This is a genomic window from Neolewinella litorea, assembly GCF_004803465.1.
In the GTDB taxonomy this organism is placed as follows: Bacteria; Bacteroidota; Bacteroidia; order Chitinophagales; family Saprospiraceae; genus Neolewinella; species Neolewinella litorea.
In genome coordinates this window covers 474019-490010 of the sequence record NZ_SRSF01000003.1, presented here as the reverse complement: position 1 = coordinate 490010, position 15992 = coordinate 474019, and the positions used below count along the sequence as shown (strand labels likewise).

Genomic DNA, 15992 nt, shown 5'->3' with positions numbered 1-15992 from the left:
GCGGTATGGAGGTTGACGACTTTCGGACATTCCTGCGGGGCCTGGACCCGGTGGTCATTGCCCGCGAGCTCATCGGCGCGGAACTTGTGAGCCGCACCGACGACGGAGTGGAAACGGCCGGCTACATCACCGAAACGGAAGCCTACTGGGCTCCGGAAGACCGCGCCAGCCACGCTTACGGCCACCGGCGCACCCCGCGTACGGAACCGTTTTACCAGGATGCTGGTACGAGCTACGTCTACCTCTGCTACGGCATCCATGAGCTGTTCAACGTAGTGACCGGTCCGGCCGAAACGCCCCACGCCGTGCTGATCCGGGCGGTGGCACCCTCGCGGGGTTTGCCCCACATGCTGGAGCGGCGTCATATGGAAACCTTAAAGCCGCAACTTAGCTCCGGACCCGGCGTTGTTTCGAAGGCCCTGGGAATTACGCGGGAGCACAACGGCCTTGACCTGCTGACGGCGGACGGTCCGCTCACCCTGCTGCCCCCGACGGAAGTTATTCCTCCCGAAGACATCGTAGCGACGCCGCGCATCGGCATCGGTGGCTCGGGTCCGGAATGGGCCGCGCGGCCCTGGCGGTTCTACCGCCGCGGCTGCCGTTTTGTAAGTCGACTTAACGCCTTTTCATGAGCCTACGGCACTTTTCCCACCTTCCTTGGCACCCGCGCGCCGCCGCCCTCTTGCTCCTTCTGCTGCTGAGTGGGGTGATCGGCGCCCAGCGCGGGGATTTCAAGTTTTACGACAATACCTACGTAGATCACATCAAGACCGTCCGGCTCCACGTTTCGGGCTTCCCCCACTCCTACCCCATTATCGACCTCAGCGGCGGGGCCCAGTTGCGGCTCTCGTTTGACGACCTGTCGGCCGACGTGCGCCGCTACGCCTACACCTTCATCCACTGCGATCAGGACTGGACGCCATCGACCCTGGGGCAGATGGAGTACAATAGCGGCTACGCCAACGATTACGTGGAACAGTACGACTTCAGCCTGCGCACCCTGAAGCAGTACACCCACTACGACCTCGTGTTCCCGAACCGCAACATGCGCCTGGAGAAGAGCGGCAACTACCTGCTGGTGGTGTACGATACCCAGGACGACGACCGCGTGGTTATTACCCGGCGGTTCCTGGTTTCCGAGAACCTGGTAGGACTGAGCGCGCAGGTCACGCGGCCCTCGGTGGTGGACAAAATCCAGACGCACCAAGAGGTACAGCTGGTAGCTAATACCAAGCAGCTACAGCCCCGGGCACCCCTGCAGGAACTCACCGCGACGGTACTTCAGAACGGCCGCTGGGACAACGCCGTGGTGGCCGTGCAGCCCAACCTGCTCGGACGCGAGAGCGTGCAGTTCAACTACCAGGACCGCATCATTTTTCGGGGCGGGAACGAATTTCGAAACCTCGACCTGCGTTCGGTACAGGCACCACGGACCGACGTCAGCAGCATTACCAACGAGGGCGACTACTACGCCATGATGCTCGCGCCGGAAGAGACCCGCGGGAACACCGTCTACATCCAGTACTTCGATCTGAACGGTGATTTCGTGAACTTCCGGCTCGACCGGCCGGTGGTGAACCTGGCCGACGAGTTCCTACAGGAAACCGTGGCCCGTTTCGGACTCGATTTCACCGGCGAGTACATCGAGGCCACCTTCATCCTGAAGACGCGCAACGGATTGCCGCTGGACCACGACGTGTACCTTTTCGGTGCGATGACCGAATGGCAGACCAAGTACGACTACCGGATGGTCTGGAACACCAGCATCAACGCCTACGTGGGGCGGGCGCTCATCAAGCAGGGCTTTTACAACTACTATTACGTTACGGACCTCGGCAAGGGCAAGGGTGATCCCCGCTTTGCCCGTCCGGCCGACCGCGTGGGCTACGACGAAACGGAAGACAGCTTCGACGTCACGGAGAACGACTACATCGGGCTGATCTACTATCGCCCGATGGGGGGCCGGTACGACCGACTGGTCGGCACCACGGTGGTCAACAGCAACCAATAGGCCCCCGCCTGAGCTGCCGGTCTAGGCACGGCGTCCGTTGATAGATTAAATTTTGCCGCCCTGCCGGATAACGTAGTTTTGCTGACCTATAAAATCAGTAGAATGCGGAATCAAGCCTATCTCTGGATCGCCCTCCTGTTACCCTGTTGTCTTTTGGCCCAGCGCGGGGGCGACTGGACTCTTTCACAAGCCGTAGCCCACGCCCGGGAAAACAACCTGCAGGTGCGACGGCTGGACAATTCCACCGAACTGGCCCGGTTGGCGCTGCAGCAAAGTCGCAACAACCGCCTTCCCACCCTGAGCGGCGGAACGGGCCTGAACCTCCAGTTGGGCCGGACGATTGACCCCACCACCAACAGCTTCGAGGCCCAGAACATCCTTTCCCAAGGCTACCAGCTACAGGGTGCAGTCACTCTGTACAATGGTGGTCTGATCCGGAACGTCATGCAACAGTCGGAACTCGACCTGCAGGCGGCAGAGGCGGACGCCAACGTGACGGCCAACAACGTAGGGCTGCAGGTAGCCAACAGCTTCCTGACCATCCTGCTCACCCGCGAACAACTCGCGAACGCCCGCGCCCAGCTGGAACTTACCACCCAACAGCTCGAAAATACCGAATCGCTGATCCGGGCCGGCAGCGTGCCCGCCGCCCAGCGGTACGACATCATCGCGCAGCAGGCGGCCGACCAGCGGACGGTAGTGGAACTCGAAAACCAGGAGCGGCTATCCCTGCTGGACCTGCAGTTGCTGCTCATTCTGGACCCCGACCCTGATTTTGACATTGTCACGCCCGTGCGGGAACTTGACGAGGCGGTGCTCTTCACCGAATACGACCTGCAGGAGGTACTCAGCGCAGCACAGCAGACCCAACCGACGATCCGCGCCGCGGAGCTGCGGCGGTCGGCCTCGGAACTGGAAATTGAGATCGCTCGTGCCGGCGGACGGCCTAGCGTGCAACTCTACGCCAACATCAGCACCAACTACTCCAACCTGGCCAAGGATTTCAACAACCCGGACGCTTCGCAGGTGGAACTGGTGCAGGGCCCGCCCGTACCGGTAGTGATCAACGGGCAGGAGGCCACCCTGTCTACCTTTTCGCAGACGGGCGTCATCTTCCCCAACCTCCCCTACCTCAACCAACTGGACCAAAACTTCGGACAATCGATCGGCGTGAGCCTTTCAGTGCCGATCTACAGCCAGAACCGCAACCGCATCAACGTGCAGCGGGCGGAAGTACTGCGCAACAACGCCCAGCTCGATATTGCCCAGGCCCAGAACCAACTGCGGTCGGACGTAGAACTCGCCCTGGGCGACCTGCGCGCCGCCCGTGAAACGTACCGCGCCGCCCAGGTAAGCCTCGAGGCCGCACAGAATGCCTACGACATCGCCCAGCGGCGGTACACGGCCGGTGCGGCCAACAGCCTGGACCTCATAACCGCATCCAACCGCCTGGAACAGGCCCGGCTGGACTTTACCCGGTCCAAGTATCAATTGATATTCAACCGGGAGGTCATCCAGTTCTACCTCGGCGAAGGACTTTCCCTCAATTAACCCCACCCAGCAAAGCTTTCCTATTATGTCTCGCAAAGCGATTTTACTCCTCGTCGGCGCCCTCATTCTCGTCGTCGTAGCCGTCGTAGTTTTTTCCGGCCGGGGAGATGAAGGCACCCGCGTCTTCGTCCAGGAAGTCAGCCGGCGCAATATCCAGGAAGTGGTCAGCGCCAGCGGCAAGATATTCCCGCAAACGGAGGTCAAGATCAGTTCCGACGTATCCGGCGAGGTAGTCGAACTCTATGTGGAGGAAGGCGACAGTGTTGTTCCGAACCAACTCCTGGCCAAGATCGACGCCGATGCCTACCAGTCGCAGGTGGCCCGCGGCGTAGCCGGAGTTAACAGCAGCAAGGCACAGCTGGCCAACGCCCGGGCCCAGATCAATACCCAGAAGGCCCAGCGCGAACAGATCCTGGCGCAACTCGAGAATGCCCGCGACATCCTGAAGCGCAACGAGCAACTCTACAAGGATGAGGTGATCAGTCAGGCCGAACTCGAAACCAGTCAGTCGAACGTGCGCGCCCTGGAGGCCAACCTCTCCGCGGCGGAAAGCAATATCCGGGCCGCGGAGGAAAGCGCACGGGGAGCCGAATACGGCATCGAGTCCAGCGAGGCCACCCTGAACGAACTGCGGACCAGCCTGCGGCGCACCACCATCTACGCCCCGATGGGCGGCGTGGTCTCGCTGCTGAACGTCGAGCAGGGCGAACGGGTGGTAGGTACCATCCAGATGACCGGTACGGAGTTGATGCGCATCGCCAATTTGAACGCAATGGAAGTTCGGGTCGAGGTGAGCGAGAACGACGTACCCTCAGTTAGCCTGGGCGATCAGGTGGAAGTGGAAGTCGATGCCTACCTCAACCGCACCTTCGCGGGTACCGTGACCCAGATCGCCAACAGTAGTACCACCGCCGGCGTGGCCGACAACGTGCTCAACAGCGATCAGGTGACCAACTTCGAGGTCCGCATCAGCATCAACCCCGAGAGTTACGCCGACCTAGTCTCGGCCGGTAATCCGTATCCCTTCCGGCCCGGCATGTCGGCCAGCGTAGACATCCTAACGGAAATGGCGGAAGACGTGCCCAGCGTACCCATCGAATCGGTGACCACCCGGGAGGATACCGTGGAAACTTCCAGTACCGGCGAGCTACAGGAAGTAGTCTTTGTGGTGCGTGGCGATACCGTTGACCAGGTGCAGGTAGTTACCGGCCTGCAGGACGCCAAATTCATCCAGGTTATTTCCGGCGTGGAGACCGGTGAGCAAGTAGTGGCGGGCCCCTACGGCGCCCTCTCGCGGAGTCTGTCGTCGGGCGAAACCATACAGGTAGTCAAGAAGGAAGAGTTTTATACCGAAGAGGGCAGCGACTAAAAACGAACCCCTTCGGACCGCATGGTGCGAAGGGGCGCAATATGGTATGTCAGAAAGCTCAAAATAAACGCCCGGTGAAGCCTGGCCACACGCGGGTGAAATCAATGTTGTTCGCGTCTCTACAGTTAAGTTCTTAGGCGTCTAAACAAATATAGGCTTTTGGGTGACACAATGCAATAGTCGGGTGATCAATTAATTTTCCGGTAGGTCCCCGTGCCGTCAGACCCAAATCTCCCGGTGGTGCGATTATCTTAATGGCAAACGCTTGTCATGCGGTATCTTCTTTTGCTGCTTCCGTTATGGGTATTCGGACAGGAGGCTGATCTTCAGTCCGGCCCAATGCTCGGCTACTCGGAGCAGCGGGAGGTGCTCATCTGGGTACAGACCACCGGCCCCGCGGAAGTGACCGTGGCCTATTGGGCCGAGGGTGAGGCCGACCCTTCCTTTACCAGTACTATACAGACAGCGGCCGCCACCGCCTACACCGCCAAGCTGGTGGCCGACCAGGTAAGCCCGGGTACCACCTATGAGTACTACGTCATGCTGAACGGCGAGGTAGTGTCCTTACCCTACCCGACCCGCTTCACCACCCAGCCGACGTGGGGCTGGCGGAGTGAACCTCCGGACTTCACCGTTGCCCTCGGCAGTTGCACCTACGTGAACGAGCCCCGCTACGACCGGCCGGGGCCCGGCTACGGTTCGGAGTACGAGATTTTCGAAACGATAGACAGCCTCCACCCGGACTTGATGATTTGGTTGGGGGACAATATGTACCTCCGGGAGCCCGATTGGTACACCCGTACCGGTTACTTCCATCGCTACACCCACACGCGCAGTCTGCCCGAAATGCAGCCCCTGCTCGCCCGCACCTTTCACTACGCCACCTGGGACGATCACGACTATGGCCCCAACGACAGCGACGGCAGTTGGATCCGCAAGAAACTTGCTAAAGAAACCTTTGACCTGTTCTGGGGTAACCTGACCTCCGGCTTGCCGGGGAACGGGGGCATCACCTCCACCTTCCGCTACGTGGATACCGATTTCTTTCTACTGGACAACCGTTCCTTCCGAACGCCAAACGGCATGCTACGGGAAACCGGCAAGACCCTGCTCGGCGAAACCCAGTTGGAATGGCTGATTCAAAGCCTCATCTTCAGCGACAGCCCGTGGAAGATGGTCTGTATTGGCGGACAGGTCCTCAACACCTACCGCGGTGCGGAAACCTACAATGGCCTGGCCCCGGAAGAGCGAGAGTACCTGCTCCGGCGCATCACTGAAGAGAACATCTCGGGGGTGGTCTTCCTGACCGGCGACCGCCACCACACCGTATTGAGCAGTCTGGAATTGCCGAACGGCAACCGGATTTACGACCTGACCATCAGCAGCCTCACCGCCGGCACGGGAAGCAGCAGGGACGAGGAAAACGCGCTGCGCGTGGCGGGCACTCTGTTGGTGGAACACAATTTCGGAGTACTCACCTTCAGCGGTCCGCTGAGCGAGCGCGAGCTGGCGGTACGGGTATACGGCACCGACGGGGTACTACGCTGGGAGCGGGTACTGGAACGGTAAGAAAAGGGGAGTTGTAAAACTAGTCGTTGAAAACCTCCACGTCGCGGTTCTTCACGATGAGGTCGGTAAACTTGCCCTTGAAACGGGTGGCCTTCACGATGTGGTTGTCGATCCAGTGATAGTTACCGCCGCGGGGCTTGCCCATGAGCATGCCGTGGTACTTGAAGTTGTGGCGGTTCAGCCATTCTTCGGTGATCTCGCGATGCTCTTCGGTACGGGAGGTGAAGAAGGTGATGATGTGGCCGTCTTCGTACCACTTATTGACGATGCGCAGGGCATCGGGGTAAGGCAGGCAGGTGGCCATACGCTCGGGCTCCTCGTTGGGGATGTCATCGCAGACGGTTCCGTCGATGTCGATGAGGAAATTTTTTACTCCTGCCGGGAGGACGGGACTGATCAGTTCGCCCTTTTCGTTGAAGGTAGTTTCCAGGTCTTTTTCGGGGGTAGCCATACGTTTCTTGGTATTCCGGATCGATGTTGAAAATGCAAAGGTACATTTCCTTAACGCATCCTGATGGTGGTTTGCTTGAATGTTACCGTTATTTGGACCCGCTAAAGTCCTTTTCATGTCCCAAGTTGCCCTGGTTACTGGTGCCTCATCCGGTGTCGGTGAATCTCTCGCCCCCCTGCTGGCCAGTCGTGGCTGGCGGGTATACGGCATGAGCCGGCGTTCGGTCGATCTCCCCGGGGTCACACCACTACCCGCCGACATCTCCGATGCGGAAGCCTTGGGGCGTGCCATCCGGCTGTTGGAGGAAGAGTCGGGCCGCCTTGATGCCGTGCTGCACTGTGCGGGCGTCGGAGGCGCGGGTGCCGTGGAATCCATGCCTACGGGCCGGGCCCGGCGGATCATGGAGACCAACTTCTGGGGGAGCTGGAACCTTTGTCAGGCCACGCTGCCCCTGCTCCGGCGGAGTCCGCGGGGCCGCCTGCTCCTGGTTAGCAGCATCGCGGGCCATATGGGCATTCCCTTTCGTTCCGTATACTGCGCCAGTAAGGCCTCCGTCATTGCGCTGTCCGACAGCCTCCGGCTTGAGCTCCGGGGCTCTACTGTACAGGTGGCCTGCATAAGCCCGGGGGATATTGCCACCAACTCCATCGCTACCCAGTACCGACAGCCGGCCGCGGAAATGGACCCGCTGTACCGCGAACGCTACCAGCGCGCCGACGATGCGATGGCCAATAACGTTGACCACGGCATGTCGGCCGGCTACGTGGCCGGGGAAATGCTGCAAATTTTGCTAAAAAACCAACTCTCTCCCCACTACGTGATCGGTGAGCCCGTTCAGAAAATAAGCACGGTCGCCCGGCGCCTCCTACCCGCCCGGGCCTGGGAGTGGGTTCTGGGCCGCTACTACCGTTGATCGGTGTTGAACAACCGATTTACCCAGGCGTTGAAAAAAACTATTATGAGCAATTACTCGCACCTTGCCAATGCCCACCCGGGCTATATCGAACAGCTGTACCGCCAGTACAGCCAGTCCCCCGATTCCGTCGACGAGAGCTGGCGGGATTTTTTCCTTGGTTTCGACTACGCTACCGATAAAACCCCGGCCAGCGGCCTGCCCACCACTCCGTCGGGAGAAATTGACTGGGAGCACGTCAAAAAGGAACTCAGCGTCTTTGCCCTGATCAAGGCCTACCGCATGCGCGGGCACGTAGCCTCTAATATCGACCCCATCCAGGAGTTTGAGGATCCCGATGCTGGATTGGAATTGGCAGACTTCGAACTGACCGACGCGGACCTGGATACCCCCTTCCGCGCCGCCGACCAGTTCTTCATGCCCGAGGGCAGTACGCTGCGGCAGATCGTAGCCAACCTCAACCGGATATACCTCGGCAGCATCGGCTTTGAGACCGACCACATCTTCCACCGCGAAAAACGGCGGTGGCTCCGCGAGCGCATCGAGAAACATCACCCGGAGGAAGCTTACGGGCTGGGGCTGGACGACAAGCGGCACATCCTCGAAACGCTGAACGACGCCGTAGGCTTTGAGGACTTCCTCAAGACCAAATACCCCGCGCAGAAACGCTTCGGACTCGAAGGCGGTGAAGCCGCCATTGTGGCCCTGAACACCATCATCGGAGAAGCCGCCCGCGACGGCGTGGAGGAAGTCGTGATCGGCATGGCCCACCGCGGCCGCCTCAACGTGCTGGCCAACATCATGGGCAAAAGCTATGAGAGCATCTTCCAGGAATTCGAGGGCGTCATCCCCGACAACATCAAGGGCGACGGCGACGTGAAATACCACATGGGCTACAGCTCGCTCATCGAAACTCGCGTCGGCAAACCCGTCAACGTCAAGCTCGCCCCCAATCCCAGCCACCTCGAAGCCGTGGCACCGGTAGTCGAGGGCTTCGCCCGCGCCAAGGCCGATGTGCTTTATGCAAACGATTACGACAAGATCGTACCCATTCTGGTCCACGGTGATGCCGCAGTAGCCGGACAGGGCGTCGTGTTCGAAACCGCCCAGATGAGCGGACTGGAGGCCTACACCACGGGGGGGTCCATCCACCTGATCATCAACAACCAGATCGGCTTCACGACCGACTACGAAGACGCCCGCACCAGCATCTACGCCAGCGGCGTAGCCACCGTGATCGAAGCGCCCGTCTTTCACGTCAACGGCGATGACCCCGAGGCCGTTTACTACGTCTCCAAACTGGCGATGGAGTACCGCAACCGCTTCAATTCCGACGTCTTCATCGATATGCTCTGCTACCGCAAGAACGGGCACAACGAAGGCGACGACCCGGGCTACACCCAGCCTGGCATGTACGAGCGCGTAAAGCGCCACCCCGACGTGCGCCAGGTCTACACCGACCGCCTCGTAGCCCGCAAGGACGTACAGGCTAAAATGGCCAAGGAACTGGCCAAGAAATTCAAGTCGCGGCTACAGACCGTCCACACCAAGGTAAAGAACAGTGACCTGCCCTACAGCTACCAGCCGCCCGAAAAGGCCTGGAGTATGCTGAACCGCGACCACTGGAGCTATGAGCACTTCGCCGAGTCTCCCGAAACCGGAGTCGAACTGGACAAGATGAAGAAGATCCTTCATCACATCACCACCCTTCCGAAGGGCTTCAAGCCGGTAAACAAGGTCAACCGACTCTACAACAACTACGAACAGTCGGTCAGCAGCGACCAGCTCGACTGGGCGTTGGGGGAACTGAGCGCCTACGCCACCCTGCTCATGGAAGGCCACAACGTGCGTATGTCCGGACAGGATGTGCGCCGGGGCACCTTCAGCCACCGCCACGCCGTGCTGAAGAGCCAGGATGGAGAAAGCATCTACAACCGCCTGGACGGCCTAAGCGACGATCAGGGCAAGATGCGGATCTATAACTCGCTCCTCTCGGAATACGCCGTGCTCGGCTTTGAATACGGGTACAGCACCGCCAGCCCGGAAAACCTCGTTATCTGGGAAGCCCAGTTCGGTGACTTCGCCAACGGGGCTATGACCATCTTCGACCAGTTCATCAGCAGCGGTGAAAGCAAGTGGGGACGCATGACGGGCCTGACGGTCTTCCTGCCCCACGGTTATGAAGGACAAGGACCGGAGCACAGCAGCGCGCGCCTGGAACGCTTCCTGCAACTTTGCGCGGAGTTCAACATGGTGGTAGCCAACGTTACGTTGCCCGCCAACCTGTTCCACCTGCTGCGCCGGCAATTGACCTGGAATTTCCGCAAACCGCTAATCCTGATGTCGCCCAAATCCGGACTGCGCCATGAAATGGCCGTCAGTTCTATTGGCGACTTTGGTCCGGGCACTCGCTTCCAGGAAGTGATCGACGATCCCACGGTAACGCAGCCGGAAAAGGTAAAACGGATCCTGTTCTGCTCCGGCAAGGTGTACTTCGACCTGGCCAAGCATAAAGCCACCGAGTCCCTGGAAGAATTCGCCCTGGTGCGCCTGGAACAGATCTTCCCCCTGCCCATCAAGCAACTGCAGGAGATTCGTGAGCGCTACTCCAACGCCGACCAGTACTTCTGGGTACAGGAGGAAAGCCGCAACGCCGGCGCCTGGAGCTACATCAGCGAACAGTTCCTGTACAATGAGCAGCTCGGATTCGAAACGAAGCTTGACTACGTCGGTCGCTCCGCCACGGCTTCACCCGCTACGGGCTACAAGCCGATTCACGTAAAAGAACAGAAGCGGTTGGTGGAGCAGGCTTTCCAGTAACGGAAAGCCCGCTCCGGCAGCGCCTTCCTAGTTTTCTTCTGTTTGGGCAGCGGGGGCGCGGCAGATGAGCGGCAATACGGAGTCGTACCAATCAATCAGTGCGATCTGCTTCGCCAGACGAAGATCCTCGCAGGCGCCGGTCAGTTGGTTGTTGTCCAGACGAACCTGCCCCCGGAGAATGCGGAACCGTCCGTCTCGGGGAAATAGTTCTACGGCACGGTCCATCTTCGCAAGGCCCTCCCCCACCTTTGTACTGTCGCGTACCAGGCCCTGTGCTTCCTGCATGAGGTTCAGGGCTTCGTTGTAATTGTTCAAAACGTACTGGCAGCCGGGATCCGTAGGCGCGTAGGTTACGCTCACGTCGTAGGCACTCGCTACTTTCCGGCCTTCGTACTCGGCGGCGATCCACTTTCCGTAAGAGCCGGTGGCCACGTCGATGGCTTTGGAGGTAAAGGCAAGGCCCAGGTCGTTATAGTCGATAATGTCGTTGACCTCGACCATGCCATTCGGCTTGATCAGCAACTGCACGTCGAGTTGTCCGGTAGCGCAGCTGTCCTGCGGAATGTCCGGATACGTAAGGTACTTATCGAAATAAGCGGCCACACTGCCTTCTTCCCCGGTGAAGGTGACGCCTTTGGTGAGTTCGGTGTATACGGTGTCCCGACCAATAATGACGTAGGGCTTAGGCTCTTCCAGCCGGAAGCGCAGGGGCAAAACGACCCGGTAGCGGACTGGCTTGCCGTCCTGAAAAGCAGGCCGCCAGAGCACTTCCCGCGCCATACCAACGACGCTGCGCAGGGCCGAAAGACCAATGCCACCACCAGGGTCCCGCAGGATCTCCGGCCGGTTAACCATTCCATTCGGCTCGACGATAAAGGCAACGACGGCGGTTCCACTGATGCCCTGCTCCCGCGCCTCGGCGGGATAAAGGGCGCGCTGGTACACGTAATCCAGCAAGTACTGCTGAGAGCATTCAAACTTAGCCGCGGCCGTGGTGTCGTAGCGTTCGCACGGACTGGGGAAGCGGGCCGCCTCGTCAACGAAGGTGTAGATGGTTGTGTCCCGGGGTGCCTTGCTCGCGGTGGTGTCCTGCCCGATCGCCAGGAAAGGAAGCAAGAGCAGAAGAAAAAGGAATGGCTTCATGATCGTTACTTTATTGGGCCTCCCCGCCGGTTCCCGTCGGTCTGATCCGCAGGGTATTGAAGTTCACGTTCGGGGCCAGCGAGGTTGGGGCGTATTCCAGCCGCTTTGATACAACGAGGCGGTCGAAGGGTGAGTATAGGAAAATCATCGGCTGGTTGTCGTAAATGATTTCCTGAAAGCGGCGATAAAGGGGTGCGCGGCTTTGCGGGTCGATGGTGCGTGCGATACGCACGATCAGGCTGTCGGCTTCGGCGTTCTGGAAGTTGGCCCGGTTGGTCCCGCTCGGAGGTACGGAAGTGGACGACCAGACCTGCGAGAAATCGTCAGGCGTAGGCTCGAACCCCTGCCCGTAAAAGGAGGCCGTAAAGTTGCCGGTGGTGAGCTCCTGGAGCAGGGTGCGCGGCTCCTGCCTCATGACCCGGATATCAACTCCCACGGCGCGGGCAGATTGGGCGATCTCCAGGGCGACCGCTTCACTGGTTGGCGAGGGAGTGGACAGCAACTCGAAACTGAGCTCCCGCCGCTCGCCGTCAATGACCTTATCAAGAATGTGGTTGTCGTTCGTATCCCGCCAGCCGGCCCGCCGGAGCAGGTCCCTGGCTTTCTCGACGTCGTAGGCAATCGCCGGCAGCTCCCGGTTGTAATAATCTTTCGCCGGCAGTACCGGCCCGATGATCCGCTCCGCCAGTCCGGGCAACAACTGAGTGATGATCTGATCGACGTCCACCAGGTGTGCCAGCGCCCGCCGGGTCAGGGAATCGCGCAGCAGCGGATCGGCCTGGTTGAGCAGTATGCTGTAGTACTTGAAACTGGGTACCGTTACGAAGTCGTAGTACTGCTGCAGGTACTCCTCATCACGCAGGTCCTGATACTGCTCGATCGGCATGTCTACGACCACGTCCACCAGGTGATCGCGCAAAGCATTCGCCGTGGTGGTATTGTCGGGGATAATGAGAAAGGTCAGATTCTGTGGATAGGCCGCCAGCCACTCTTCGGAGCGATCCCGCGCCCAATAGTTGTCGCGGCGGCGGAGGCGGAGCCGGTCGCCCGGTTCCCAGGAAACAAGTTCGTAGGGACCGCTGCCTACTACCCGATCCGGCTCGTATCCTACAGCTGGGTCGTTAAAACGCTCGGCGAACTGACGGAGCTCCTTGATCTCCTTGACCAGTTCATCCGCACGTTCAGGATCGGATAACTCGTCTAAAGGCACATCGCGCAGCAGACCTTCGGGGTCGTAAGCGTACTCCGGATAAACGTACAAATCACCTATAGCCTGCGCCGCGAGCAGGTACGGGCCACGCGTGATGACGTCAAATGATCGGGGATCCTCCGGATCAACCGCAACGTCGCGGATCATGCTGTAGTACGGGCGAAAAGGTCCGGCCTCCACCAGGGGGTTCAGCAATACTTTCAGGCTGAAGACGACGTCCGACGCAAGGACCGGTTTGCCGTTGGGCCAGGTCGCCGCGCTATCGATTTCGTAATGGTAAGATAAACCACCATCGGGCAGCCTGACAGTTTCAGGGAGGGAAGCCAGGCCGGGACGCAGTTCGAAGGTTTGGGGATCCTGGCTGTTCAGGGTCTGAAAGATCTGCTCGGTTAGGTACCGGGAGATGCTCTGCACCGAAAGTATGGGGTTGAGTCCTAAGGGCTCCGCTTTCAAGACGATGCGCACTTCATTTGCCGGTGCCCGACCTTCCGCAATATCGGTTTTTAGTCCACCATTGGTACAGGCCAGCACGGTGCTCAGTGTAGCAGCCATACTCAGTAGACACCATTTCATTCTAGCAAGGTCGATAGCACAGGGTAAAAGGTCAGGGCAAAGGTACCCAATTCGACGTTATACCTTGTGACTGCGGCTATAATTTCCGGCGTTCTGACGGAGCCCGTGACGCTAACAAAATTTAATATCGCCTAGGTGTGGCAAAGCCGTTACTCTATTCGCCTCGTAGCACACTAGCCCGGTTACCAGTCAGAAACCGATTTTATAACTCCCTCTTCCGAACAGAAGATTGCCCGGAGCGGGGGGCCCGTTACCCAAGTTCTATTCTAGGGAATCCCCAGCCAGCGCGTAACGCACCCGCTTGTTGTTGTCCAGCAGGTACTGCAAGCCTCCATACACATGCGCCACGAATTCAGGCTCGGAGTAGCTGGCCTCCGTGTGCCCGAGCCCGGTGTAGAACATTCTGCCCTGGCCGATTTCCCGGTACCAGGCGATGGGGTGGTTGGCTCCATTCTTCCCCCCTTCGTAGGTGGTTTCGTCCAGTTCCATCAGAACATTCATACCCGGTTGGATAGACTTGTAATTGTACCATTCGTCGGTGCGCGTCCACCGGTCCTTCAAGCCCCGGGTAGCAGGATGACGGCTGTTCAGCACCCGGATGGTGGCTTCAGGTGTGCCCTTGGGATGACTTTCGAAGTAAGCGCCCGCGAGTTGGTTGTACCAGGGCCATTCGTATTCGGTGTCGGCCGCGGCGTGAATTCCCAGCCAGTTGCCGCCGCCTTCCACGTAGCGCTGCAGTGCCATTTCCTGCGCGTTGTCCAGGATATCGCCTGTCGTACTCAAAAAGACGACCGCCCGGTACCGGGCCAGATTCTCTTTCGTGAATACCGCGGCGTCCTCGGAAACGTCCACGCCAAAGTCGTGCTCCTCCCCCAACCGGCGGAACATGTCCTGCCCCGACTCGATCGAGGCATGCCGGTAACCGGCCGTTTTCGAGAATACCAGCACGCGTGGTTCTTCCCCCCCGCCACAGCCATATGCCAGAAACAGCAGCACGCCGATCATGAACAGTATAGCGGACGGCTGCAATTGCGATGGAGGATGGTGGGTCATGGCCGGTTTATTATAGCGGGGTTACGGACACAACCTACAACAATCCCGTTGGTTGACCATTTTATTCTACTTTATTACTTCCTGACCAACATTTCCCCTGCTTTTCGACCGATTGGGACTGTTTTATTCTACCCTGAAATTCCCGGAAATACCGGCCGGGCAAAAAAAAGACGCGGAACGTGGCGTTCCGCGTCTTGCGATCTGGCTCATTGACCAGACTATTTTTTCGCTACGATACCGGCAAGCTGGTATTTATCTTTGATCACCTTGGCGGCGTCCTGTGCTTCGGTTACGTTTTGGAAAGTGCCGGTGTACACCCGGTTGATCACCTGGCCGTCCTCTTTGGTGAAGGTGCGGTAGTAAACATCAGACAGGCCCTGCTCCTTCAGCTCGTTCACGCGACGCAAAGCGTAGGCCTCGTTATTGTAGGCGGCCAGTTGCACGGCGTAATCACCCTGTTCGCCGGCGGTGGTGGCCACGACCGCTTTTGCACTGTTGGGCGCCGCATCAACTCCCCGTGCCTGTTGGGCACCGGCTACGGTGGGTGCCGGTGGGGTTACGGGATAGCGGTTGTACGTTTCCGGGGCGGCGGCCAGCGCGGGTGCCGCGGGAATGGATTGGGGCTGTACTTCGCGGGAGATGACGACCGGAGCGGCGGGCTTTTCGGCTGCTGCGATCACCTCGGACTTGGGGGCTATTACGCCGGAGCCCGTGGGCTCGGCGTCTTTACGGGGGGCGGGGGCAGCTACCGCGATATTGGTGGGCGGCTGCGGGTTCCAGTTGCTGAATCCGTTGCGCTCCAGGCGGACGGCGGAGCGATCAACAATTCCCAGTTTGTCGGCGGCGACCCGGCTCAGGGTGATGAGACAATCCTCGCATTCCCGTCCGCGATCGGTGACGCGCACCACGACGGACCGGCCATTCTCGGTGTTGGTGACACGCAACAGGGTACCCAGGGGCAATGCGGCGTGGCTGCCGGTCATTTCACCGGCCTTGTAGGTTTCACCGTAGGCCGTCGTTGAGCCGTCGGCGGATGGGTCATATACGCCGGCCAGTCCATCCTGCTTTTCCTGCACGCCCTGCTCATACTGCTGGGGGTCCAGTTGTACTTCCTTGGGGTGCGCTGCGGGCCGCGGGGCTTCGTTCCACTCAAAGCTCTGGGCACCGAGTGAGGCGGCGGTTATGAAGAGACTTAAACTGAGTAGGCGTTTCATGTATAGGGTACGATTAGGGCCGGTCGGATAGGTGAGGGTAAAAGGAAGACCAGCGGGGTTAAAAGCGTGGCACGGGTAACGCCCGCGCCTAACATTTCATTGGTATTGACAAGAA

At 59.5% G+C, this 15992-nt stretch carries 12 protein-coding genes; 7 read left to right on the top strand and 5 right to left on the bottom strand.

The features are described 5' to 3' along the window. Positions 1–5: 5 nt before the first annotated feature. The 5 genes from E4021_RS10480 to E4021_RS10460 all read left to right on the top strand — a co-directional run bounded on the left by E4021_RS10480 (position 6) and on the right by E4021_RS10460 (position 6500). A complete protein-coding gene (locus E4021_RS10480) occupies positions 6–632 on the top strand; it encodes a DNA-3-methyladenine glycosylase (RefSeq protein WP_136459125.1) in 627 nt (208 codons plus the stop codon). Continuing rightward, positions 629–2011 (top strand): type IX secretion system plug protein, encoded by a 1383-nt coding sequence (locus E4021_RS10475; RefSeq protein WP_136459123.1) that lies wholly within the window; start codon positions 629–631, stop codon positions 2009–2011. Before E4021_RS10480 ends, E4021_RS10475 begins: the two co-directional genes overlap by 4 nt. 102 nt (positions 2012–2113) lie before the next feature. After that, entirely contained in the window at positions 2114–3562 is a 1449-nt protein-coding gene (locus E4021_RS10470) for a TolC family protein (protein ID WP_136459121.1), read from the top strand. A gap of 25 nt (positions 3563–3587) precedes the next feature. After that, positions 3588–4931, top strand: coding sequence for an HlyD family secretion protein (locus E4021_RS10465; RefSeq protein WP_136459119.1), 1344 nt, complete (start codon positions 3588–3590; stop codon positions 4929–4931). Between the two features lie 270 nt (positions 4932–5201). Further along, positions 5202–6500 carry an alkaline phosphatase D family protein gene (locus tag E4021_RS10460; RefSeq protein WP_136459117.1) on the top strand — a complete coding sequence of 433 codons (1299 nt, stop codon included), beginning with the start codon at positions 5202–5204 and terminating at the stop codon, positions 6498–6500. 19 nt (positions 6501–6519) lie between these two features. On the opposite strand, the gene E4021_RS10455 is transcribed toward E4021_RS10460, so the two are convergent. Next, a complete protein-coding gene (locus E4021_RS10455) occupies positions 6520–6951 on the bottom strand; it encodes an LNS2 domain-containing protein (RefSeq protein ID WP_104420221.1) in 432 nt (143 codons plus the stop codon). A 115-nt stretch (positions 6952–7066) separates the two neighbouring features. Between E4021_RS10455 and E4021_RS10450 the strand changes: the two genes are divergently transcribed. Next, complete coding sequence (locus E4021_RS10450; protein ID WP_168797556.1) at positions 7067–7864, top strand: SDR family NAD(P)-dependent oxidoreductase; 798 nt, start codon at positions 7067–7069, stop codon at positions 7862–7864. A gap of 45 nt (positions 7865–7909) precedes the next feature. Continuing rightward, positions 7910–10684 (top strand): 2-oxoglutarate dehydrogenase E1 component, encoded by a 2775-nt coding sequence (locus E4021_RS10445; protein WP_136459113.1) that lies wholly within the window; start codon positions 7910–7912, stop codon positions 10682–10684. 27 nt (positions 10685–10711) lie between these two features. Here the strand turns inward: E4021_RS10445 and E4021_RS10440 are convergent, their stop codons facing one another. From E4021_RS10440 to E4021_RS10425, 4 genes are all read right to left on the bottom strand, one after another. Continuing rightward, positions 10712–11827 carry an energy transducer TonB gene (locus tag E4021_RS10440; protein WP_136459111.1) on the bottom strand — a complete coding sequence of 372 codons (1116 nt, stop codon included), beginning with the start codon at positions 11825–11827 and terminating at the stop codon, positions 10712–10714. Between the two features lie 10 nt (positions 11828–11837). Next, positions 11838–13589: an ABC transporter substrate-binding protein gene (locus tag E4021_RS10435; protein WP_168797555.1), complete on the bottom strand. Its 1752-nt coding sequence runs from the start codon at positions 13587–13589 to the stop codon at positions 11838–11840. Positions 13590–13871: 282 nt separating this feature from the next. Beyond that, positions 13872–14663 carry a ThuA domain-containing protein gene (locus tag E4021_RS10430; RefSeq protein ID WP_136459107.1) on the bottom strand — a complete coding sequence of 264 codons (792 nt, stop codon included), beginning with the start codon at positions 14661–14663 and terminating at the stop codon, positions 13872–13874. Positions 14664–14881: 218 nt separating this feature from the next. Next, positions 14882–15877 carry a septal ring lytic transglycosylase RlpA family protein gene (locus E4021_RS10425; protein ID WP_136459105.1) on the bottom strand — a complete coding sequence of 332 codons (996 nt, stop codon included), beginning with the start codon at positions 15875–15877 and terminating at the stop codon, positions 14882–14884. Between the last annotated feature and the right edge of the window lie 115 nt (positions 15878–15992).